This is a genomic window from Corynebacterium sp. (genome assembly GCF_030152825.1).
In the GTDB taxonomy this organism is placed as follows: domain Bacteria; phylum Actinomycetota; class Actinomycetes; order Mycobacteriales; family Mycobacteriaceae; genus Corynebacterium.
Genome location: NZ_JASLIP010000063.1, coordinates 1 through 23,237 on the forward strand (window position 1 = coordinate 1; position 23,237 = coordinate 23,237).

18 protein-coding genes and 1 rRNA gene are annotated in these 23,237 nt (G+C 66.0%); 10 read left to right on the forward strand and 9 right to left on the reverse strand.

From position 1 onward, the window contains the following. Positions 1-87: 87 nt before the first annotated feature. Positions 88-471: a cold-shock protein gene (locus Q1V78_RS07255; protein ID WP_300613135.1), complete on the reverse strand. Its 384-nt coding sequence runs from the start codon at positions 469-471 to the stop codon at positions 88-90. A 552-nt stretch (positions 472-1,023) separates the two neighbouring features. On the opposite strand from Q1V78_RS07255, the gene Q1V78_RS07260 reads away from it, so the two are divergent. Next, on the forward strand, positions 1,024-1,656 hold the full coding sequence (locus tag Q1V78_RS07260) for a resuscitation-promoting factor Rpf1 domain-containing protein (protein WP_300613137.1): 633 nt from the start codon (positions 1,024-1,026) through the stop codon (positions 1,654-1,656). A gap of 185 nt (positions 1,657-1,841) precedes the next feature. Here Q1V78_RS07260 and Q1V78_RS07265 read toward each other — a convergent pair whose 3' ends face one another. Then, complete coding sequence (locus tag Q1V78_RS07265; RefSeq protein WP_300613139.1) at positions 1,842-2,033, reverse strand: hypothetical protein; 192 nt, start codon at positions 2,031-2,033, stop codon at positions 1,842-1,844. Positions 2,034-2,170: 137 nt separating this feature from the next. Between Q1V78_RS07265 and Q1V78_RS07270 the strand changes: the two genes are divergently transcribed. The 8 genes from Q1V78_RS07270 to Q1V78_RS07305 all read left to right on the forward strand — a co-directional run bounded on the left by Q1V78_RS07270 (position 2,171) and on the right by Q1V78_RS07305 (position 12,872). Further along, on the forward strand, positions 2,171-4,636 hold the full coding sequence (locus tag Q1V78_RS07270; RefSeq protein WP_300613141.1) for a helicase-associated domain-containing protein: 2,466 nt from the start codon (positions 2,171-2,173) through the stop codon (positions 4,634-4,636). A 124-nt stretch (positions 4,637-4,760) separates the two neighbouring features. After that, positions 4,761-6,428 (forward strand): DNA repair helicase XPB, encoded by a 1,668-nt coding sequence (locus Q1V78_RS07275; RefSeq protein WP_300613143.1) that lies wholly within the window; start codon positions 4,761-4,763, stop codon positions 6,426-6,428. A gap of 21 nt (positions 6,429-6,449) precedes the next feature. After that, positions 6,450-7,121: a DUF3239 domain-containing protein gene (locus Q1V78_RS07280; RefSeq protein WP_300613145.1), complete on the forward strand. Its 672-nt coding sequence runs from the start codon at positions 6,450-6,452 to the stop codon at positions 7,119-7,121. Positions 7,122-7,245: 124 nt separating this feature from the next. Continuing rightward, a complete protein-coding gene (locus Q1V78_RS07285; RefSeq protein ID WP_300613147.1) occupies positions 7,246-7,698 on the forward strand; it encodes a MarR family winged helix-turn-helix transcriptional regulator in 453 nt (150 codons plus the stop codon). Positions 7,699-7,841: 143 nt separating this feature from the next. Next, positions 7,842-8,606: a LamB/YcsF family protein gene (locus Q1V78_RS07290; RefSeq protein ID WP_300613149.1), complete on the forward strand. Its 765-nt coding sequence runs from the start codon at positions 7,842-7,844 to the stop codon at positions 8,604-8,606. Further along, positions 8,603-10,312 (forward strand): carboxyltransferase domain-containing protein, encoded by a 1,710-nt coding sequence (locus Q1V78_RS07295; RefSeq protein ID WP_300613151.1) that lies wholly within the window; start codon positions 8,603-8,605, stop codon positions 10,310-10,312. The genes Q1V78_RS07290 and Q1V78_RS07295 overlap by 4 nt, the downstream gene beginning before the upstream one ends. Further along, positions 10,309-12,114, forward strand: coding sequence for a biotin carboxylase N-terminal domain-containing protein (locus tag Q1V78_RS07300; RefSeq protein WP_300613153.1), 1,806 nt, complete (start codon positions 10,309-10,311; stop codon positions 12,112-12,114). The genes Q1V78_RS07295 and Q1V78_RS07300 overlap by 4 nt, the downstream gene beginning before the upstream one ends. Positions 12,115-12,254: 140 nt before the next feature. Beyond that, entirely contained in the window at positions 12,255-12,872 is a 618-nt protein-coding gene (locus tag Q1V78_RS07305) for a GntR family transcriptional regulator (protein WP_300613155.1), read from the forward strand. Positions 12,873-12,895: 23 nt separating this feature from the next. On the opposite strand, the gene Q1V78_RS07310 is transcribed toward Q1V78_RS07305, so the two are convergent. From Q1V78_RS07310 to Q1V78_RS07320, 3 genes are all read right to left on the reverse strand, one after another. Next, positions 12,896-13,684, reverse strand: a complete 789-nt coding sequence (locus Q1V78_RS07310) for a putative hydro-lyase (protein WP_300613157.1) — start codon at positions 13,682-13,684, stop codon at positions 12,896-12,898. A gap of 17 nt (positions 13,685-13,701) precedes the next feature. Then, a complete protein-coding gene (locus Q1V78_RS07315) occupies positions 13,702-14,976 on the reverse strand; it encodes an NRAMP family divalent metal transporter (protein WP_300613159.1) in 1,275 nt (424 codons plus the stop codon). 210 nt (positions 14,977-15,186) lie between these two features. After that, positions 15,187-16,221: a hypothetical protein gene (locus Q1V78_RS07320; RefSeq protein ID WP_300613160.1), complete on the reverse strand. Its 1,035-nt coding sequence runs from the start codon at positions 16,219-16,221 to the stop codon at positions 15,187-15,189. Positions 16,222-16,391: 170 nt separating this feature from the next. Between Q1V78_RS07320 and Q1V78_RS07325 the strand changes: the two genes are divergently transcribed. Beyond that, positions 16,392-17,597, forward strand: a complete 1,206-nt coding sequence (locus Q1V78_RS07325) for a cobalamin-independent methionine synthase II family protein (RefSeq protein WP_300613162.1) — start codon at positions 16,392-16,394, stop codon at positions 17,595-17,597. A gap of 75 nt (positions 17,598-17,672) precedes the next feature. Here Q1V78_RS07325 and Q1V78_RS07330 read toward each other — a convergent pair whose 3' ends face one another. The 4 genes from Q1V78_RS07330 to rrf all read right to left on the reverse strand — a co-directional run bounded on the left by Q1V78_RS07330 (position 17,673) and on the right by rrf (position 23,221). Then, complete coding sequence (locus Q1V78_RS07330; RefSeq protein ID WP_300613164.1) at positions 17,673-19,190, reverse strand: alpha/beta fold hydrolase; 1,518 nt, start codon at positions 19,188-19,190, stop codon at positions 17,673-17,675. 139 nt (positions 19,191-19,329) lie between these two features. Beyond that, positions 19,330-22,098 carry an ABC transporter permease gene (locus tag Q1V78_RS07335; RefSeq protein WP_300613166.1) on the reverse strand — a complete coding sequence of 923 codons (2,769 nt, stop codon included), beginning with the start codon at positions 22,096-22,098 and terminating at the stop codon, positions 19,330-19,332. Continuing rightward, positions 22,098-22,868, reverse strand: coding sequence for an ABC transporter ATP-binding protein (locus Q1V78_RS07340; RefSeq protein WP_300613168.1), 771 nt, complete (start codon positions 22,866-22,868; stop codon positions 22,098-22,100). The genes Q1V78_RS07335 and Q1V78_RS07340 overlap by 1 nt, the downstream gene beginning before the upstream one ends. 236 nt (positions 22,869-23,104) lie before the next feature. Further along, positions 23,105-23,221 (reverse strand): 5S ribosomal RNA (gene rrf, locus Q1V78_RS07345). Between the last annotated feature and the right edge of the window lie 16 nt (positions 23,222-23,237).

Genomic DNA, 23,237 nt, shown 5'->3' on the forward strand with positions numbered 1-23,237 from the left:
ATCTCCCCGGCCGGAAAGTAACAGCCGGAGCAAAAGGAACGCCCCGGCATTGCTGGGGCGCAGGGCGTTGTTGGGGGCTAACGGGGATCAGGAATCGAGCTCGCGCGCGATAGTGCGAAGAATCTCGACGATCTGGCGAGAGTCACGGTGATCCGGGCGGCGCCCCGCCTGCAGGACCGGGACGACCTCGGAGTCCAGCAGATTGATGGTGTCTTGCACCATGCCAGCCAGCTGCTCCGGCTTGAAGCGGTGCTGGGCGCGGCGGGGGCCGTCGTCCAAGATGGTCAGGCTGAGCGCCTGTGGCCCGCGGCGGGCAGCGACGAACTCATACTCCACGCGCTGGCCCGGGACGAGTTCCGTGACGCCCTCGGGCAGAACCTGGCGTCCGACGTAGACGTCCTCCTCACCCGGGTTCGATACAAAGCCGAAGCCCTTGTCGGCGTCGAACCAACGAACTTTACCGACTGGCATGTTGCCTCACCTTTCTTCTCTTCCTTACCTTTGGCGCGCTGTGCGGTCTTTCCCGCGAGGCTCCGCGCGCCGTGGGGCGGATGCCACAGGCAGCCTCCGCACGTTGGGTGTGCGGTCCCGCCCGGCGTTAAGCCCCCAGGATACCCGCTTCTGCGCGCATTCCTGGGCTACTGAAGAAGCTGAAATTAGCAGGCTGTCCCAGCGAGTGCACAATCCGTAATGCAGTCCACTACGTGGGGCATCAATGCGCCGAGAACCCAACCTGCCCAGTGAAACACGTTGCAATCCTAGAAAAAGTTACGATTCGTTATTTTCCATTAACCAGCAGGTCAAACACCCTTTATGGTGCTCCCCCGCAGGGCGCACGGCGGGTTTTCTTCCCGAAGAACGTGACTATTTCGTTATAAACGGCTAGCGTGTGTTCTCAGCACAGAGCAAAAGCTCACAGCGTCGCGCAAATTCGCACGGCGCACCATTGAAGCAAGAGAACACGAAACGAACGGTTTTCGGCCTGGTCACGGGACCGGCCACCGGAAGGGAAACTCAAGAAAAATGGGACGCCACTCCAAGCGCAACTCCATCTCCACTGTCGGCCGCATCGCCGTCGCAGGTGCCGCACTCTCCGCAGGTGCTGCAGCTTTCGCACCGGCAGCCTCCGCTGCACCGGACTCCGACTGGGATCGTCTGGCTCAGTGTGAGTCTGGCGGAAACTGGCACATCAACACGGGCAACGGCTACCACGGTGGCCTGCAGTTCTCCCCGTCCACCTGGTCCGCATACGGTGGCCAGCAGTACGCACCGTACGCATACCAGGCAAGCCGTGAGCAGCAAATCGCCGTGGCAGAGAAGGTCCTGGCTGGCCAGGGCTGGGGCGCATGGCCGTCCTGCTCCGCACAGCTGGGCCTGAACTCCGCGCCGACCCAGCGCGACGTCCCTGCGAAGAAGGCCACACCGCAGGCCGAGACTAAGAAGGCCGTCTCCCAGCTCGCCCAGCAGAAGAACGTCCTGGAGATCGACAAGATCTACCAGCAGATCGTCGAGCGCTTCGAGGCAGCCGGCCTGGCAGTCCCGGCACCAGTTGAGGACTTCTACAAGGCTGAGCGCGTGAACCTCAACAACCAGCTCAACGCGCACAGCGCCCGCGTCGCTCAGGCACAGCAGATCCTGAACGAGTTCGGTCTCTAAGCTCAACGCTTAAGAACGAATAGCAACAGCCCCGGCCAGCGAGGAAAACTCGCCACCGGGGCTGTTGCTATTGCCAGTCAATTATTACCAGCCACTTTGCCGGTGGCAGCTACCGCTTAACCCTGGCAGCAGGGAACGCGAAACCCGCCGTGGGGCGCTTGAACCCCCACAGCGAGAACGCGCTCTTAGCGGTTGACCACCGTGTCCGGGTGCACGTATGGGAGAGTGGAGGAATCCACCGGCCACTCAATCTCACCGTAAGGGGAAAGAGCGCCTGCGGAGAAAGCCACCAGCTCGGTGACAGCGTGCTGACCCTCTGGAATATCAGTCGGCCACGCCGGGTCTACATAGCCTTTTTTCTTTTCAACGTTCGCCATAGTTTGAGTTTCTCACATCACACCGAAAATCGCACCATAGGAGCCGAAAAACAGCTGAGCTACCCACCCTTTTGGGAAACCCCGCGCCAAGCCGTCAGCGGGCACAGGTTGGGCGAGTCCACTAGAATGGCTTGCCTATGACTGGCCCCGATTCTCCCCGTGACGACGCGTTTAACCCACCCCTGAGCTATCCCGCATGGCTGCTGGGGCAGGATTACGCGTCACTAGCCGGGCTCCTGGGCCGGCTCCACAGTCGCGGGGCGATCGACTTGTTCGCCCCCACCCCACTCTCCGAGCTCGGGTCCACCGCCCGCGGGGCGTCCTATCACGCCGGCTCCGACACGCAGGCAGGCGCGGTGGGAGCGCTGGACGACACGCTGCTCGATAGCGCCAGCGTGCGCTTCCTCTCCGCCATCGAACTGCTGGTGCTGCACTCCGGCTTCGAGCTGGATGCCACCCACGACTGGGTCAGCGCCAGCGACATCATCGCGACCGCGACAGAACTGCTGGACATCGCTGGCACACCGGCCGAGCGCCGCCCCAGCCAGCAGGATCTGCTGGCAGCCATGCGCTCCTGCGCCTCGTGGGGCCTGATCTACGGCCCCGAGTGGTCGCTCTCCCCCGAGTCGGAGCAGCCTTCCGATCCCGACGCCCTGGACGAGCTCCTGCTCAAACTCCCCGGACCACTCACGACCATGTTCCACCCCTCGGTCCGGGAACTGTGGCGACTCGCTGACTGCAACCGCTGCCCCATCCCCACGGCGGAACTGCCCGGCGCGGTGGAGTCCCTCCCCGACCGCCAGCGCCGCTTGCTCAGCACCCTCAACAACGCGGGCGGGGTGGGTCATTCAGAATCTTTGCGGCCGGGCGCGGATCACGACCAGCCCCTGCCCACGCTGGTGCGCACCGGGATCTTGGACCAGATCGACGAGAACACCGCCCGGTTAAGCGGGCGGGTCGCGCAGTACCTGCGGGGCACCCTGATCGCCGAACCAGGCGGGGACTTCCGCCCGGCGCGCCCCATCCAGCCAGCTGCCGGGGACACCGGCAACCCCGGCCCGGTGGATCCCGAGGACTCGGCGGCGGAACTCTCAACCACCGACCCGAGTAGCCAGGCTTCGGCCACGGCGGTCGCGAACGTCATCCAGACGATCCAGGATTTAACCGAGCTGCTGGAGGAGCTGGGCTCCGAGCCCATTCAGCCGCTGATGTCCGGCGGCATCGGGGTCCGCGAGATGAATCGCATCGCTCGCCGCTGGAGCACCGACTCCGAGGAGGTCGCCCGTCGCCTCACGCTGGCATACGAAGCCGGCCTGGTGGATTTGGGTTTCGCGCATCCGCCCGCCGGGGACGGCCCGGTCTGGGCTCCGACCGAGTCCGCCATGGACTTCCTCGAATCCTCATTGGCTACGCAGTGGGCGATGCTGCTGCTCGATTGGCGCGCTAGCTCCTACGCTCCCTGGCACGCTGAGGCGCTGGACGTCCGAGCCTTCCAGGAGGAGCTGCTGGACCCGAATGCAGCTCATCTCCGTCAGTTGTTCCCCTTCCTTTTTAGGACGCCAACGGGCGCCACGACGACCACCGCGCAGCTGGCTGATCAGCTGTGGCGCGTGCAGCCCTTCCAGGCCTGGGGCACGACCGCGGCGGGGCTGGAGGCCATCGTTGCGGAGTCAGTGGACCTCGGGCTCACCGCGCTGGGCGAGCCCACGGCAGCGCTGTCGGCGTTGAAGATCGCCAGCGAGGCCGCCGAAGCGCGGGCGGCCCGGAGCGCAGCCGCGGCTGCCGGTGACCCAGACGACGGCGGTTCCCGGAACAACAACGATGACGACGCTGACGTCGACGTCGCGCTTGATCCCCACGGCACGGACGACGACCCCGTCGCCGCGCTGGCAGCAAACCTGGACGAGCTCCTCCCCTCTCCCGTGAAATACCTCATCATCCAGGGCGATCACACCGTCATGGCCCCGGGTCTGCTGGCTCCGGCGGACGCGGCGATGCTGCGCGCCATCGCGGTGCAGGAGTCCTCCGGCATCGCATCGGTCTGGCGGATCACGAAGGCGAGCCTGCAGTCCGCGTTCCGCGCTGGACACCGCAGCGAGGAGGTCTCGGAGTTCCTCTCGACCATGACCCCGGGAGGGCTGCCGGCGGTGCCGCAGTCCATCCGCTACCTCATCGAGGACGCCGAGCGGGGCTTGCAGCTCTCGAGCAGCACCCCGGAGGAGGCCACGGCTAGCGGCGGCAGCTCCGTGCCGCACCGCGTGCAGGGAAGGTCCCGCCGGCATACCGACTCGCAGCTACGGGAGGCTATCGCAGCGGAGATCGAGAGTTACCGCCGGGTGGCGAGTGTCGAGCGCGACGCCCACGAGGGTGACGAGGTCACGCTGACCGAGCCGCGCGCCGCGCTGTCCGCGCTGCGTCAGGCCTATACCTCGGGCCGCCAGGTGCGCTTGAGCTACGCGGAGGCGGATGGGTCCACGGTGAGCGCGTGGATCTCGGTGGTGATGGTGACCGCCTCGCAGATCACCGCCGTGAGCGAGCCGGACGGTGAGACCTTCACGGTGCACCCGCACCGGGTGGTCGCAGTCTCCGTCCCCTCGCGCTAGCCTGGAGTTTTGACGCTTTTAAGCCCCTGCCTCACCCGCGGGACTTAAAAGCCACGCATGCCCCGGCACTCGAAACCCGTTTTCACGCCGGGAAAACCCGTCTTCCAAGGAAAGGACAACGGCTTTGCCCATCGGCGACGGCCCCTTGATCGTGCAGTCGGATAAGACCGTGCTGCTGGAGATCGACCACCCGAAGGCGCAGGAGGCACGCAACGCGCTGGCCCCGTTCGCGGAGCTGGAGCGCGCCCCAGAGCACGTGCACACCTACCGCATCACCCCGCTGGCCCTGTGGAACGCCCGCGCCGCCGGCCACGACGCCGAGCAGGTCGTCCACGTACTGGAGGAGTACAGCCGCTTCCCTGTCCCCCAGCCCCTGCTGATCGACATCGCGGAGACGATGGACCGCTATGGCCGGCTCACCCTGGTCAAGCACCCCGCGCACGACCTGGTGCTCGAGTCCCGGGACGCCGCCGTCCTGGCGGAGATCCAACGGCACCGGAAGATCAAGCCGATGCTGGGTGAGCAGATCGACGCAGACACCGTCATCGTCCACCCCTCCGAGCGCGGCCGGCTCAAGCAGGAGCTGCTGAAGGTCGGCTGGCCCGCAGAGGACGAGGCCGGTTACGTGGACGGCGAGGCGCACCCCATCAGCCTGTCCACCGAGCACGAGGACTGGGAGCTGCGCGACTACCAGCAGCTCGCCGCGGACAGCTTCTGGGAGGGTGGCTCTGGCGTCGTCGTCCTGCCCTGCGGTGCGGGAAAGACGATGGTGGGCGCGGCCGCGATGTCCAAGGCGAAGGCCACGACCCTGATCCTCGTGACGAACACCGTCGCAGGACGCCAGTGGCGCGACGAACTGCTGCGCCGCACGAGCCTGACCCCGGACGAGATCGGCGAATACTCCGGAGAGAAGAAGGAGATCCGCCCCGTCACCATCGCCACGTACCAGGTGGTCACCCGGAAGACGAAGGGCGAGTTCCGCGCGCTGGAGCTGTTCGACTCCCGCGACTGGGGCCTGATCATTTACGACGAGGTTCACCTGCTGCCCGCGCCCGTGTTCCGCATGACCTCCGACCTGCAGTCTCGCCGCCGTCTGGGTTTGACGGCGACGCTGGTGCGCGAGGACGGCCGGGAGGGCGACGTGTTCAGCCTCATCGGCCCGAAGCGCTACGACGCGCCGTGGAAGGACATCGAGGCGCAGGGGTGGATCGCGCCCGCGGACTGCACTGAGGTGCGCGTGCAGCTCAGCGAATCCGAGCGGATGGTTTATGCGACCGCCGAGCAGGCCGATAAGTACCGGCTGGCGGCCACCACCCCGGCGAAGAACCGCGTGGTGAAGAAGCTGCTTGCGATGCACCCGGAGGAGCCTGCGCTGATCATCGGCGCCTACGTGGATCAGCTGGAGGAGATCGCTGAGGAGCTGGACGTGCCCGTCATTGACGGCAAGACCAGCACCACGAAGCGGGAGAAGCTCTACCAGCAGTTCCGGGACGGGGAGATCACGACGCTGGCGGTCTCCAAGGTCGCGAACTTCTCGATCGATCTCCCGGGGGCGAGCGTGGCGATCCAAATCTCGGGCACGTTCGGTTCCCGCCAGGAGGAGGCGCAGCGCTTGGGTCGCATTCTGCGACCGAAGCCGGACGGTGGTGGCGCCTTTTTCTATACCGTCGTCACTCGGGATACGCTCGATGCTGACTATGCAGCCCACCGCATGCGTTTCCTCGCGGAGCAGGGCTATGGCTACGGCATTATGGATGCGGCGGACCTGCCGGATCCGGTGGAAAATAATTAATAAGGAAGGCACGTTTCAGCAATGACTGAGTTTCATGTCCCCGTCGAGGAGGACTACGCGCGGAAGCACAATGAGTTCTTCCGGGATGCGAAGCGCCTGCAGATTTCCGCCGCGATCCTGGGCGCGCTGATGTTCGTGATCATCGCCATCCTGGTGGCCGTCAATGGCTGGCAGGGGCGCACGATCGGTTTCACGATCTCGCTGGGCATCTTCGGCGCCCTGTGCTGGATCATCATCCCCGCACTTCCGAAGGCGATGGGCAGCCCGCAGCAGTATTACGACATGTACCAGTTGGCCCCGGCGATCATCGCGAAGGTCAACCCGCGCGACATGGTGCTGCTCTCCCTGGTGGACGCCAGCACGAAGGCGAAGGTCAACCCGGACCCGAACCTGATCGAGCCGGCGCTGGCTGCACGCACCGTGACCTCCATCCCCGGGGTGCCGCGCGAGGTGGGGGCTCGGGTTCCGTCGATGGCGGTGACGGGCGCTCAGCGTTCCCGCAGCTCGGAGCTGTTCCAGGAGGTGCTGCCGATGCCGGTGGCCTGGGGAACCAGCGACGAGAAGGTGTGGAAGGACGCCGAGCGGGCGATCCCGTCGAATCAGTGGCGCCGCCTGGAGGGGCTGGTTGACCGCTGGGAGGAGGTCCAGAAGGATCGCCACAGCCTCGTGGTTTTGCGCGACGATTGCAAGTAGGCTATAAACACCCTCAACAACGAGACGGAAAGTCCCAAGCGCGACGGGCCAGCCCGCCCCGTACACCCCCTCACCACACCGCCCTAGCAGGCGACCACACCCTGAGCCCGAAAGCCCTGGTGCCATGAACTCCAACGATCGCCTCGTTGACCTCGCCGCCGAGACGCGCGAATCGATCCGCTTAAGCGTCGATATGCTCCGCCGCGTCGATCACGTCTCCGGTATCACCACCTCTCAGCTCGTCACGCTGAACGCGCTGGAAGACGGCCCGCTAACGATGTCCGAACTCGCCGAGGCCAAGGATGTCGCCCAGCCGACGGTGAGCCAGCATGTCTCCCGCCTCGAGGGATGGGGCCACGTGCGCCGCGTCTCGACGCCGGAGGACGGGCGCATCGTCCGCGTCGAACTCACCCAGCACGGCAAAGAGGTCGCAGAAAAGGCCAACCGCGCCCGCGACGAGGTCGTCGCCGCAGCGCTCGAGCAGCTCTCCGAGGAGCAGCATTCTGCCCTTCACGAAGGAATCAGCATCCTCCGCGGGCTTGCCGAACAGTTCCTCGAGTCCGACCAGGGCAAGTAGCCCGCAGTCGGCTTGGGATCGCCGGCGTCTCATCGGCAGCGCACGGGTTAGAACCCCCGAGAAGCAGCATTCAGCTTCGCCAGAAACGTGACGCAGAGTACACTCGAGGTACTGTTCAACAATTTCTGGAGGAGCTGATCCTTTTGACCTCCGCACAGTTCATCGACTTAAACGCCGATCTCGGAGAATCAAACGCCGGCAACCCGGTGAGTGACGACGCCGCCATGATCCGCGTCGTCTCCTCTGCGAATACCGCCTGTGGCTTCCACGCCGGCGACCCGCACGACATCGCTAAGACCCTCGAGGCCGCCGCCGAACGCGGCGTGACCATCGGAGCCCACGTCGGCTACCGCGATAAGACCGGCTTCGGCCGCCGTTTCATCGACTACACCCCCGCCGAACTCGCCGACGAGGTGCTGTACCAAATCGGCGCCCTCGACGCGCTGGCCCGCTCCCAAGGCACAAAGGTCTCCTACGTCAAGCCCCATGGCGCGCTCTACAACACGATCGTGCACCACGAGGCCCAGGCCCAGGCCGTCGTCGACGGGGTGAAGGCATTCGGCGACCTACCGCTACTGCTGCTCCCCGGCTCCGTCGCGATCGAGAAGGCCGAGGCCGCCGGACTGCGTGCCGTCCGCGAGGCCTTCGCTGACCGCAATTACAACCCGGACGGTACCCTGGTCTCCCGCCGCGAGTCCAACGCCGTCCTCCACGACCCGGACGCCGTAGCCAAGCGCGTCCTCCGCCTCGCCACCGAGGGCACCCTCACCGCAGTGGACGGCAGCGAGATCAGCATCGGGGCCGAATCCGTGTGCATCCACGGGGACTCCCCCGGCGCGGTCGCCATGGCCGAACACATCGCCGCCCGCCTGGATAGCGAAGGCATTGCAGCGAGGTCCTTCCTATGACCGACGCATCCCTGGCACCTCGCACCATCCACCGGGCGGGCACCCGCGCCCTCCTGGTCGACCTCCCCGACCTCGCGGAGGTTATGACCTGGCACGCAGCATTGACGGCCCAGCCGCTGGCCGGGCAGACCTCCGTCATCGCCGCAGCGCGTACCGTGCTGCTGGAGTTCGCCACCCCGCGTGATACCCAGCGCGCCGTGGACACGCTGGCAGGGTTTTCCCCCGCTGCCGCTGGCCAGTCCACCCCGCGCGAAGTCACGATCGACGTGATCTACGACGGCGAGGACCTGAACAGCACCGCCGATCACTTGGGCATCAGCGCCGAGGAGCTCATCAACCGTCACACCAGCCAGGCCTGGATGGCCGCCTTCGGTGGCTTCGCGCCCGGCTTCACCTACTGCGTGCCCACCGACGCCGAAACCAGCGAGAGCGCCGAGAACTTCGAGTGGAGCGTGCCCCGGCGCGCCAACCCCCGCACCGCGGTCCCCGCGGGCGCGGTCGGCCTGGCAGGCGAGTTCTCCGCCGTCTACCCTCGCCAGTCCCCTGGCGGCTGGCAGCTAATCGGACACACCAAGACCCCCATGTGGGACCCGAGCGCCGAGCACCCAGCACTACTCAATCCCGGCGATATCGTGCGCTACCGCGCGGTACGCGCGGAGGCCAGCGGCGCGGCTTCTTCGGCGCCCACCGCCTCCTCGCACACAGGCGCCAGCAAGGCAGCCTCCAAGCACACCCGCACCCCGGCGGCGGTCCTTGGACGCCCGGTCGCCACACTTAAGGACGCCGGGCTGCTCAGCCTCGTGCAGGACCGCGGCCGCCCGGGCCACGGTGATATTGGCGTGACCCGCTCCGGCGCGCTCGACCGGGCCAGCGCCCGCGCAGCCAACGCCGCGGTGGGCAATCGCACTAGCGCCGCTGTCATCGAGAACATCGGCGGACTGCACATCACCGCGAACGTGGACACCGTCCTCGCTATCACCGGCGCGGAGGCCACCGTGGAAGTCAACACCCGCAGCGGCCACAAGGCAACCAAGGTCCTCGCGCAGCCGATCGGGCTGCTCGCGGGAGACGAGCTCGCCGTGCGCCCCACCGGCACCGGGGCCCGCAACTACGTGGCGGTCCGCGGCGGGCTCGCCACCGACACCGTCCTCGATTCCGCCGCGAGCGACGTCCTATCCGGAATGGGACCAGCACCACTTGCGGACGGCCACCTGCTCAAGGCCGGGCGAGCCACGCGCACCGCCGTCGACCCCCGAATCATCAACCCGACGGACAGCACCAACACCGCAACCCTGCGCTGCGTCCTCGGCCCCCGCGACGACTGGTTCGCCGAGCAGACCGTGCGGGACTTCCTCAACACGCCCTGGGAGGTCTCCGGCCAGTCCAACCGCATCGGGCTGCGCATGACCGCCCCCGAGGGTGCGGAGCTGACCCGCGAGCGCGAGGAGGAGCTGGCCAGCGAAGGCATGCTGCCCGGCTCCATTCAGGTCCCGCCCAATGGCCTGCCCGTGCTCTTCCTCGCCGACCACCCCGTCACCGGCGGGTACCCCGTCATCGCGACGGTCATCCCAGAGGACATGGACGCCGCCGGTCAGCTCCCGCCCGGCAGCACCGTCACCTTCCGCGCCGTCGACCCCGATACGCTGGCAGAACTGCCGATCAACCCCACCGACCAGAACACCGATACCCAGGAGGAAGAACAGTGAGCACCTTCTACAACGAACAACCGACCCCAGCACTGCCGCTGAAGAAGGTCCTCATCGCAAACCGCGGCGAGATCGCCGTGCGCATCGCGCGCGCCGCCCGCGACCTGGGCATCGCATCGGTCGCGGTGTACTCCGATGCGGATGCAGATAACCAGCACCCCGTTTTCGCGGACGAGGCCTACCCGCTGCGTGGGGAGTCTGCCGCCGATACCTACATGAACATCCCGGCGCTGCTGGACATAGCGGCGCGCAGCGGCGCGGACTGCGTGCACCCGGGCTACGGCTTCCTCGCCGAGAACGCGGACTTCGCCCGCGCCGTGCAGGACGCCGGGCTGGTGTGGGTCGGCCCCTCCCCGGAGGCCATCGAGACCCTGGGCGATAAGGTCGCGGCCCGCCAGCTGGCCACAAAGGTCGGCGCCCCGCTGGCCCCCGGCACCGACCAGCCGATCGAGAGCTGGGAGGAGGCCCGGGACTTCGCCGCCGAGCACGGCATGCCGATCGCCATCAAGGCGGCCTTCGGTGGCGGTGGCCGTGGCCTAAAGGTCGTGCACGAGGAAGCGGACATCGAGGAGGGCTTCGCCTCCGCGGGCCGCGAGGCCAAGGCTGCCTTCGGTCGCGGCGAGTGCTACGTGGAGAAGTTCCTCACCAAGCCGCGCCACGTCGAGGCGCAGGTGCTGGCGGATACCCACGGCAACGTCCGCATCGTCGGCACCCGCGACTGCTCCGTGCAGCGCCGCTTCCAGAAGCTCGTCGAGGAAGCCCCGGCGCCGTTCCTGACGGATGAGCAGAACACCTCCATCTACGAGGGCGCCCGCGAGATCTGCCGCGAGGCCGGCTACACCGGCGCTGGCACGGTGGAGTTCATCGTCGCCGAGGACGGCACCGTCTCCTTCCTCGAGGTCAACACCCGCGTTCAGGTCGAGCACCCGGTCACCGAGGTGGTCTCTGGGGTGGACATCGTCCAGGAGCAGTTCCGCATCGCCGCTGGCCTGGAGCTCTCCTTCGACGCCGACCCCGTCCCGACCGGCCACGCCTTCGAGTTCCGCATCAATGCCGAGGACGCCACGAACGGCTTCGTCCCCTGCCCAGGTCTGGTCCGGACCTTCGAGCCGCCAACCGGCCCCGGCGTGCGCGTGGACACCGGCGTGCGCTCCGGGTCCACCATTCCGGGTAGCTACGACTCGCTGATCGCGAAGCTCATCGTGTGGGGGCCGAACCGCCAGGTGGCGCTGCGCCGCTCCGAGGAGGCGCTGCGGGACCTGAAGATCGAGGGCGTGCGCACGGTCATCCCGTTCCACAAGGACATCATCCACCACCCGGCCTTCGCCGAGGATCACCTGGATGTGTACACGGACTGGGTGGATAAGGAGTACGTCCCGGGCTTCGGGGATGGCAACACCGACGTGGAGGCCGCGTACACGGAGCGCACGGAGGTCAACATCGAGATCGACGGCAGGCTGCACCGGGTCGGCCTGCCGCTGAGCGTGCTCTCCGGGCTGGGCGCTGCACCAGCACAGGAATCAGCGGGTGACTCCGAGAATGCGGAGGCGAAGAGCTCCGCCGGCTCCGCTGCGTCCGCGCCGGTTGGCGCGGATGCCATCACCTCCCCTTATGCCGGTGTGCTCATCAGCTGGAAGGCTGAGGACGGTGCAGAAGTCGCGGAGGGCGACACCGTGGCGATCATCGAGGCGATGAAGATGGAGTCCCCGGTCAAGGCGCCGGCTGCGGGCACTCTGCACCGCTCCGACATCGCCGAGGGAGACTCTGTGGCCCAGGGTGAGGTTCTGGCACGCATCAGCTAGCGGCCCACCTCCCCCCCCACCGCGGAAGGTCCCCACGGGCGTGAACTCGCTCCGGTGGGCTCTCTTCCTATGCTCTACCCGGTCCCTTAACTGCGTCCTCGCTTCCTACCCGGCGGGGACGTTGCCTAGGATTGTTCATCATGAGGTCCCAAACGGTCGCCAATCAACTCCGCCAGGAGATCTCCCGCGGGCGCTATCAGCCCGGGGAAAAGCTCAACGAGGTGCAGCTCGCTGAGCACCTGGACGTGTCCCGCAACACCCTGCGCGAAGGCTTCGCCGAGCTCGCGAGCCAGGGCCTGGTGACCCGAATCCACCACCGCGGCGTATTCATCGCCAAGCCCACGGTGGCGGATGTCGCGGACTTCTATACCGCCCGCGCGTTCATCGAGCCGAACGCGCTGCGCACCGCGGATGTGGACGTCCCCCGCCTCTCGACGATCGTCGCCGCGGCGGAACAGGCCCTCGAGGAGGGTGACCTGGCGAAGGTCGCGGACGCGAACCAGCGCTTCCACCGGGTGATCGTTGCCGGGGTGGGTTCTTCGATGGTCGAGGACATGATGGACCGAATTCTGGCCCTGATGCGCCTGGCCTTCCTCCAGGTCCTGGAGGCGGAGCCCGAATTTCACGCCCCGTTCGTGGCGAAGAATCGCGAAATCATGGATGCCCTCGAGCGGATGGACTTCGACGAGGCCGCAGACATCCTGGAGGACTCGCTAGTCTCCACCCCCACCGCGGTGCAGAAGTACCTCTCCCGCTAACCCCCTGGGCGGCGACGCGCTTTTTAGGGAACCTGGTACTGCAGGTCGCGGAGGTCGGTGACCAGCATGTGTCCCGGCGCGTGGGCGATCGCCAGGCTGGGCTTGGTCTCCATCACCGCGGCCTGCGGGGTCACACCACAGGCCCAGAACACCGGGATGTGTCCGTCCGGGATGTCGACGGCGTCACCGTAGTCGGGGGACGCGAGGTCGCTAATACCGATCGCGGCAGGGTCCCCCACGTGCACCGGCGCACCGTGGACCGCCGGGTAGCGGGAGGTCACGCGGACGGCGTCCGCAATCTGGGACGCGGGAATCGGCCGCATCGAGACGACCAGCGGACCGTGGAACCTCCCCGCGGGGGCAGTCGGGATCGACGTCTTGTACATCGGCACGTTACGCCCCTGCTCGATGTGGGCGACCGGGATGCCGTTATCCAGCAGGGCACCTTCGAAGGTGAAGGAGCAGCCGATGAGGAAGCTGACGAGGTCATCGCGCCAGAACTCGGTGACATCCGGGTACTCGCCTGCCAGCTCACCGTCGCGGTAGACGCGGTACTTCGGGATGTCGGTGCGGATGTCCCCGCCGGGCAGCAGCTCGGAGTTCAGCTGCCCTGGCTCGAGCACCCCGAGGATGGGGCAGGGCTTGGGGTTGCGCTGGGCGAAAAGCAGGAAGTCGAAGGCGTATTCCTTCGGAAGGACCATGAGGTTGGCCTGCGCGTAACCATCCGAGTAACCGGTGGTCGGCACGGCCAGCCCCTCGCGGAAAGCAGCGCGGGCAGCTGCCGGCGACATCTCGTGCGTGCTGGTGCTCATCTCGACCTCCTCCTCGCTTAGGCCCATATGGCGGCGATCCCGGACAGGGAGCGCCAGCCGAGCCAGAGGGTCAGCAGCCAGGTGAGCGCGCCGATGGACCACAGCCACACCGGGTACTTGTAGCCCTTCAGCAGGTCGCGGCGACGCCAGGCCACCCACAGCACCACGCCGAAGCCGATCGGCAGGATCAGGCCGTTGAACGCACCGGCGAAGATCAGCAGCTTCTGCGGCGCCTGGTTCAGGATGACGTAGGCGACAGTACAGACCAGGATGAACGCGAGGGTCAGCAGGTTTCGGGTGCGCGGTGCGATCTTCTGCGTGGTCACGAAGGTCACGGAGGTGAAGGACGCACCGATGACGGAGGTCAGGCCCGCGGCCCACAGGACGATGCCGAAGAAGCGGACGCCGATCTCGCCGGCGGCGGCGCGGAAGGCATCGGCGACGATGTTGTCGCCGGACAGGGCCACACCGGAAGCGACGACGCCGAAGATGGCGAGGAAGAGCAGCGTGCGCATCACGCCGGTGACGAGGATGCCGGTGACGGAGACGCGGGTGATGTCCTTGGCGTGCTCCGGGCCGGTCAGGCCCGAATCGATGAGGCGGTGGGCGCCGGAGAAGGTGATGTAGCCGCCGACGGTGCCGCCGATGAGGGTGGTGATGATGACGAAGTCGATCTGATCCGGAAGCACGGTCTGCTTCAGCGCCTCACCGACGGGTGGGGCGGACACGATGGCCACGTAGATCATCAGCAGGATCATCAGGGCACCGAGGGTCACGACGATGCGGTCCAGAGCTGCACCAGCCCACTTAGAGAGGAAGACCAGGGCGGCGACCAGCGCCGAGATCGCACCACCGATGATGGGGTCTGCACCCAGCATCGCGTTCGTGCCGAGGCCCGCGCCACCGATGTTGCCGATGTTGAAGATCAGACCGCCCACGAAGACGAACGCGCCCATGACCCAGCCGAGGCCTGGGACGACCGCGTTGCCGAGCTCATTGGCTCGCATCCCGGAGACACCGAGGACGCGCCAGACGTTCAGCTGGATGGCGATGTCCACGAGGATCGACACCAGAATTGCGAAGCCGAAGGCGGCGCCTAGCTGGACGGTGAACACGCTGGTCTGCGTGATGAAGCCGGGGCCGATGGCGCTGGTGGCCATCAGGAACATGGCACCCATCGTGGTTGCGCGGGTGGCCCGTCGCTTTGCCTGAGCGGCCTTGGCGTCAGTGCTATCCACTGGGGTAGAGGCTGCTCCTGGCTGTGTTTCAGCCTGGTTGGGATTCGTGGTCATAGTCGCACCTTTCCATCAGTGATTTGGGTCACTTTATAGGATTGTTCAACAAAGACCAAGGGCGGGGGTAATACCACTCTCCCCACGTCGAGATCGCTTCTGCCGCTCGTTGGTGGGACAGGCAACAAACAAGCAGCAGCCACATGGCGCGGGCAGGAAACAGCGCCGCGCCGCTACCGCGCTCCTACCGCAACGTGCAGCGCTCGACGCTTAGCGGTGAGCGAGCCACTGCCCGGCAGCGCTCACCCGCTCGCGCCACACAGTCGGCGGAGCGATGATGTGCTCACTCAGGAACTCGTGGGTGTCGACCTCGGAGAAAACGGACTCCGCGAAGCTCGCCGCGCGCTCCGCCGGGGTGGCGCGCGAGTCCTCGATGGCAATAGAAAGCAGCGCCGGAATACCCAGCTTCTCCCCCTCCAGCTCCTCCAGAGGGGCCGCGATACGTGGGCTCAGCGCCGCCACCCACGCCGCCTCGCGCAGGGCCTGTGCTGCAGCGACCAATCCGGAGCCGAATGCCACGATTCCGGCGCGAGCCCCATCGCAGCCCAGGGCCTCGGCGCTGCCGCGCACGGCGTCGAAGGCCTGTCCCACGGCCGCGACCGTCGCCTCCCAGCCCCGCGCGCCATCGCCGCCAGCCAGGGGCAGCGGATAGGTCAGATCCACGATGGTGACGCCGGACTGCTGGGCCAGCGCTGCGAACAACGGCTGCCAGAGCTGCTCGTTTGCCTGCTGATCACCGAACCAGCCCGGTCCACCGTGCAGAGAGATCGCGAGCGCACCGGTGGGCTCGTCCGGGCGCAGCACCGTCGCGCCCACGCCCTGCGGAAGCTCGGCGACGCCAGGTTGCCCCACCGGCCACGCCGCAGAGCTAATACCCTCCCGGCAGAACGTCACGTGCGGCATCGCGTGATCCAGGCCTGCACCCAACACCAGTTGGCTACTGTGCGTCAGCAGGTCCGGAACCTTCGACCACATGCGCTCCGTGGCCGCTTTAAGTTCCTGCGGAACCGGCTGACCCTGCTGCGTGTACTCCGCCCCCTCGTCGGTAGTCAGGGATCGGAAAATCTCCGGGTAATTGTCCTCAAAGAAATTATTGAGCTGCACCAGCTGCTCGGCTGGGGTCAGCGGCTCCACGCCTTCCTGCACATCGCGGTGTGCCCCCGGCAGGCTCGCGATATCGGAGTTCGGGGTGACCCCCAGGGTCTTGGCGTTTTGATCAGTGCTGTTCTTCTCACCATCGGTCATGCCTTCGATCTTAGTTCCCCTCCCAGACACGGCTCTGGTCGCGGCACCGGCATGCCCCGGCGGTCTACCAGCCCCACTCATTCAGGCCGTTTCCCGGCATAGATACACTGGGCAACACCCACAGCCAGCGGCAACGCTGGCCCCACGACCAAGGAAAGCGAAAACAGACGATGAGCGTCAACATCAAAACCACGCACGTCGGCAGCCTGCCGCGTACGAAGGAACTACTCGAGGTCAACAACAAGTTCGCCGCCGGCGAGATCGAGCGTGAGGACTTCCTGGGCATCCTGCAGGAGTCCATCGACAAGGTCGTCGCCAAGCAGCACGAGGTGGGCGTGAGCATCATCAACGAGGGCGAATATGGCCACGTCACCAGCGGTGCCGTCGACTACGGCGCCTGGTGGAACTACAGCTTCTCCCGCCTGGGTGGGCTGACCATGACCGACGAGGACCGCTGGGCCAACCAGGAGGCTATCCGCTCCGAGCCGGGCAACATCCGCCTGACCAGCTTCGCCGACCGCCGTGACCGCACCCTCTTCCGCGAGGCATACGAAGACCCGGCCTCCGGCATCCTCACCAACCGCGCCTCCGTCGGTAACCCGAAGATCACCGGCCCGATCACCTACATCGGCAAGGACCAGATCGACACCGACGTCCAGCTGCTAACCAACGCCATGAAGAAGACTGGCGCCACCGAGGGGTTCGTCGCCGCCCTGTCCCCGGGATCCGCAGCCCGACTGAAGAACGAGTACTACAAGACTGATGACGACATCGTCTGGGCCTGTGCCGACGCGATGGCGGAAGAGTACCGCGCAATCACCGATGCCGGGCTGACGGTATCCATCGACGACCCGTCGCTGGCGGAGTCCTGGGACCAGATCAACCCGGAGCCGTCCATCGAGGAATATCGAGCCTACATCCGCACCCGTGTGGACGCCATCAACCACGCCGTGAAGGACCTGCCTCGCGAGCAGACCCGCCTGCACATCTGCTGGGGTTCCTGGCACGGCCCGCACGTCACCGACGTGCCGTTCGGCGATATCATCGAGGAGATCCTGCGCGCCGAGGTCGGCGGCTACTCCTTCGAGGGCGCTTCCCCACGCCACGCCCACGAGTGGCGTGTCTGGCAGGACCACAAGCTGCCGGAGGGCACCGTAATCTACCCGGGTGTAGTCTCCCACTCCACGAATGTGGTAGAGCACCCGCGCCTGGTCGCGGATCGCATCATTCAGTTCGCTGAGCTCGTCGGCCCGGAGAACGTCATCGCGTCGACGGACTGCGGCCTGGGCGGTCGCCTCCACGAGCAGATCGCATGGGCGAAGCTGCAGTCCCTCGTCGAGGGTGCGGAGATCGCCAGCCGCGAGCTCAACGGCTAAAAGCCCACAGCGTACGCTGCGGGCTTCGCCGGAGCCGCCGGCCGGCGACCCGCTGGCACTAGCTTCGGCTAGTACTTAGTCCCTGGCGGAGCTGCCCAGGAAGGGCTGGCTGGAGCCCAGGAGGCCATAGCCCTCGGAGGAGGACTGGCTGGAGCCCTGCAGGGAGGACTCGGTGGTGTAGTCGCCACCCTCGCCCTTGACCGGCAGATCGTTGAAACGGGCGATGATGAAGTCCAAGCCGTACGGCGCTCCGGTTGCGGCCTGGGCGAGGTGGTTGTACTCGCCGATCGGTGGCATGAAGTCATCCTTGTAGACGACGCTGGCACCCTTGTCGCGCCAGGTCTTCGCCAGGACCTTCGCCTGGTTGTACTCGACGTTGCGGTCGTAGCGGCCAGAGACAATCATGACCGGGGCCTCGGGTTTGCCGTTACCGATCTTCTGATCCTCCAGGGCCTTCTGCGCATCCGGCATGTCCTTGAGCAGCTCGGTCAGGGAGCGGCCGTCCTTGGTCCAGCTACGGGTCTCCTGGTGGCCGAAGTTATCCATGATCTCGTCGGTGCACATCTCGGCGGTGGCAGCGAGGGCCTTCTCGCCCTCCTCGTTGAGGTGCCCCTCCAGCAGCGGACGCAGCTCCGGGTAGCGGGCCAGCATGCCGTTGATGGTGAAGCCGATTGCGCCCATCAGGTCGGAGCCGTCGATGTTCTGCTGCACGGCGTTCAGGTCTGCCGGTGGCGCGGAGGCGTAGGCACCCGCGACGTCGAGGTCCTTGCCGTAGTTCGGCGCCTCCTCGACGGCTGCGGTGGACGCGCCGCCACCCTGGGAGTGGCCGTAGAAGGCGACCTTCCCGAACTTCCTGCCATTCTTCTCGACGATGTTGCGCGCCGCGCGGCCCGCGTCGATCATCGCGTGGGCCTGGTCGAGGCGGTTCATGTAGGTGTGAACCTCATCGGTGCCCATGCCGATGTAGTCGGTGACGATGACGCGCACGCCGTACTTGGCGAACGCGACGTCGTAAATGCCCTCGAGGTTGACACCGCGGCCGCTCTGGACCGGGTCCTGGAGGTTGTGCAGCGGCCAGTTGCGGGTCGGGGCACACTTATCGCCCTGGCCGACGGTGCCGCGGCCGATGATGACGGTCGGGCGCTCGCCCTTACCCTTCCACTTGGCGCGCGGCTCCATGATGTAGCCGGTCACCGGGGTGAGCTCGCCGTGCGCGTTGGTGGTGGTGTACATGATGCGGTCGACGGTCTTCGGGACGTAGCCCTTCATGCCACGCGGTGCGGGGTTATAAGGCACAGTCTCGGTCTTGAGGATCTCACCCGGAGTGGTCGTGGTGACGCCATCAGTGTCGTAGAAGGCGTCATGATCGCCCTGCTCCGGCGCCTTCCCCGTGCCGGAGGAACCGAGGGCCCCGCCCTCGCTGGAACCAACGGAGGACAGCGTTGCGCCGAAATCCTGGTCCTTCGAGGAGGATACGTCAGCGTGAGCGACGAACCCGGCCCCTGCGATCAGAGTGGTGGAAAGAATACTGGTGGCAATGAAAGATGCGGAACGAGCACGCCACGGCTGTCCCCCTCGTGTGATCTTCGTCATAGAGCGGATTAAACATCACAAGTTGATAATTTGTTGGCAAAACGAAGTAACTGCTTTAAGAAAACTATATTTGCGCTGGTAGTGTTCCGTCCCAAACATGACCGTGGGCTGCCAGCCCCCCAATGGCGGCCGGCTTTCCCTAATCCGCGATGGCCTCCAGCGGAGGAGTACGACCCGCCTTGATCGCGGGCCAGGCGGCGGCGACCACGCCCACGAGCGCGGATCCAAGGAGCATGAGCACCAGCTGCAGCCACGGGACGGCGAGCTCTTCCAGCCCCTCCCCCGCGAGGACCGTGACGAAAGCCCAGCCCAGGCCGAGCCCGATGAGGACGCCAACAATCGCCCCATACACCGCGATCTGCACAGCCTCCAGGGTGATCATGCGGCGGATCTGACCGCGCATCGTGCCGATCGCGCGAAGCATACCGATCTCCTGGCGCCGTTCGATCACGTTCAGTGCCAGCGTGTTCACGATTCCGAGGATGGCCACGATGATGGCTAGCGCCAGCAGCGCGTAGAGGATGTTGAGCATCTGGTCGACCATGACGGCAGCCTCACCCGAAGCCTCCGCTGGGGTGAGGACCTGTACCACGATGTAGTCCTTGGTTGCCTCCCGAAGTGCTTCTTGGAGCTCGCTTTGCGCGCCATCACTGCTGCCTTCCCCCGGCACCGCTGTGACCATAAGGGCCATGATTTGGCCGGGCCACTGCTCCTGAGCGGAGGGCTGCACGCTCTCCACTCCGGCCCGGCTCAACACGTAGGGGCCGAGCGCCTGATTGGGCTCGTAGGTGCCGAGCAGAGGGAGTTTCTTTGCGGCCGAAACCTTCCCCAGATGGGCCGGGTAGCTTTCGCCGACCTTCCAGCCGTGGGAGACGGCGGTCTTGGTATCCGCGATGAAGCCCTCTTCCGCGAGATCTGTTGTGCCCTCGACGGTGTCGACCACGATGCCGTCGTTGGGATTACCCCCGTAATAGTTCGCGAAGGGCTGTCCGGCGAAAGCGCCGATGCCCTCGATGTTCACGAGGGAGCTGCCCAGCACTCCGACGGTGCCCACCCCCGGGGTCTCCTGCACCGCACCGACGGCGCCGTTGGGGACGGGGAAGCCGTTATTCGACGGACCCGTCGCCACGAAGTCGGCCTTCACTGCGGTTTCGGTCACCTCGGCCACGGAGGCCTTCATCGACGCCCCCAGCATCCCGACGGCTCCGACGAGCGCCAGCCCCAGGGTGAGGGCGAAGGCGGTGGTGGCGGTGCGCCGTGGGTTCCGGGCGGAGTTCTTCCGCGCAAGTGCGCCGACGGTGCCGAAAGGCAGCCCAACAACCCGGCCGATCGCTGGCACAGCGCGACGTGCGACCGCCGGTGAAGCCAGGAACGTCCCCAAGATGACAAGCACCGCAGCGGTCCCGACCAGAATGGCCCGCGTCTTCGTGCTCCAGCCGTCGCCGAGCGCCCCGGCGAGGGCAATAGCGACACCGACCGCGAAGGCGAGCCCGCCGGCAATGGTGCGCCCCACCAGGGAGCTGGAGCTGCTGGCGTCGCCGGAACGCATGGCTTCGACGGGGCGGGTGGCCCCAGCACTGCGGGCCGGTGCCCACGCACTGAGAATGGTGACGAGCACTCCGACGATCATGGGGAGAGCGACCGCCAATGGTGTCAGGACGATCCCGCCCGCAGGAAGCCCCGCACCAGTGCTTTCGAGAACCGCGTAGATGACCTTCACTAGCCCCATTCCGGCGAGCACACCGAGAGCCGAGCCGACAACCCCCACGGCCGCCGCCTCGAGAACCACAGAGGAAGTGAGTTGGCCACGGGAAACACCCAGGGCGCGGAGTAGAGCGAATTCCCGCATCCGCTGCGCCACGATCATCGAGAAGGTGTTCGCAATGATGAAGGTTCCCACCAGCAGACCCACGAGCCCGAAGGCGACCAGGAAGTAGCTGACGAAGCTCAGTGCCTTCGAGATCTCAGCGGAAAGCTCCTCGGAGACTTCCTCCCCCGTTTGGACGCTATAGGGGAACTCGGCGGCCAGGCGATCGACAAGCTCCTCGGCGGTGGTGCCGGGCGCCGCACCGACGTAAAGGGTGCGTGGCTCCCCGGACTGGAGGAATTGTTCCTTGAAGGTGTCGGCGGCAACTGATAGTCCGATGAAGCCACCGGTTTCGATTTCCGAATCGTAAATGCCGGTGACGGTGACCTCATCCTGGGCTCGTGCGGTGACAACCTTCAGGCGGTCCCCAACCTTGACCTCATGGGCCTCTGCGGCGGTGGCGTTGATGGCCACTTCGCCGGCAGCTGTGGGAGCGGCGCCGTCGACGATGTGGGTCTCGCCCTTGACCGAGTCTCCGCCGTCATAGAAGGGCTGCAGCATCGTTGGCGCGGGCGCCGATTCCAGGGTCTCGCCGGTTGCCCTGGCGGCCACGGCTTGCACCTGGTCAGCGATGTTCACCTGGCTGACACCGGGCATCTCTTGGATACGACGGATATCGTCATCGGTGATCCTGCGGCTGGAGGGTGCTTGAGATTGTTGCGGTGGCTCAGGAGCTGCCCCCGTGGCCTCCGCACCCTGACTTGAAGTCTGGCCGCCACCAACGGTTTCCGGCATATCGCCGAAGTTGGGTGATTGCCCGCCTGCGGACTGCGAGCCCCCACCCTCGCTAACGCCACCGTGCGCGGAGGGGGATGCACTCACCACGGCGTCGACGTTCTTCATCTCCCCGTCGACGAGCGAGTCGAAGGTTCGGGAGAGCCCCGCTGTGAACATGAGGGAGCCTGCGATAAACGCGGTACCCAGAACCACGGCGAGGACTGTCAGCAGCAGCCGGACCTTATGTGCTGCGATGGTGCGAAAGCTCAGGCGCCCAACCGCTGCTGCCCCGCTGAAGCGAGAACCTGTGGTGCTCTGGGGCATCAGTAGTCCTCGATTCGGCTCATAGTGGAGAGGATGTCATCTGCGCTGGGGCTTTCCAGTGCATGGACGACCTTGCCGTCCGCAAGGAAAAGCACCCGGTCGGCGTAGCTGGCTGCCTTGGGGTCGTGAGTCACAATGACGACGGTCTGGTCGTCTTGGTCCACCGCCGTGCGGAGGATGTCGAGGACCTCTTGGGAGCTGTTGGAGTCTAGGTTGCCGGTTGGTTCGTCGCCGAAGATGATCTCAGGGCGGGCAACGAGTGCGCGGGCGCAGGCGACGCGTTGCTGCTGTCCGCCGGAAAGCTCGCTGGGGCGGTGGCTAAGTCGTTCAGCCAAGCCGAGCCGGGCCGTGACTTCCTGGAACCAGGATGAGTCAACCTTCCTGCCGGCAACATCTAGGGGCAGGGTGATGTTCTCCGCGGCCGTGAGGGTCGGAACGAGGTTGAAAGCTTGGAAGATAAACCCGAGGCGGTCGCGGCGCAAGGTTGTAATCTGTTTCTCGTTCAGTTCAGACAGCTCGGTATCGCCGATATAGGTCTGGCCGCTGGTCGGGCTGTCGAGGGCCGCCATGCAGTGCATGAGCGTTGATTTGCCGGATCCCGAAGGCCCCATGATCGCGGTGAAGCGGTTCCTCTCGAATCCGATGTCTACATGGTCCAAGGCGATTACTTTGGCCTCGCCGTGCCCATATGTTTTGACCAGGTCGATGGCGCGGGCGGCGTAGCCGCTCGCTACCTCGGGAAGAGAGTGCTCTTGACCCTGCGTATTCATGATTTTGCCTCCGTAGCCCGGTTAGCCAGCTCAAGTTGGTAGTGCCCAGTATGGTTGACCGAGCTCGGAAGCAGCAAAACTGAAAGATCATGTGGCCGCACCAGTCTCTTCGCACGGAGGGCTCAACCGGGTCCGGAGCAATATCGAGCTCCTTTAAGAACACAAAAAAGAAGCAGCAAGTCGGATCAGTCCATAAGGACCAGATCCAACTCGCTGCTTCTTAATATCAAGTTTAATGCCGGCGGCGTCTTACTCTCCCACACCCTCCCAGGTGCAGTACCATCAGCGCAGGTAGGCTTAGCTTCCGGGTTCGGAAAGGGACCGGGCGTGACCCCACCGCAAAAACCACCGACAAACACAACAGAACAA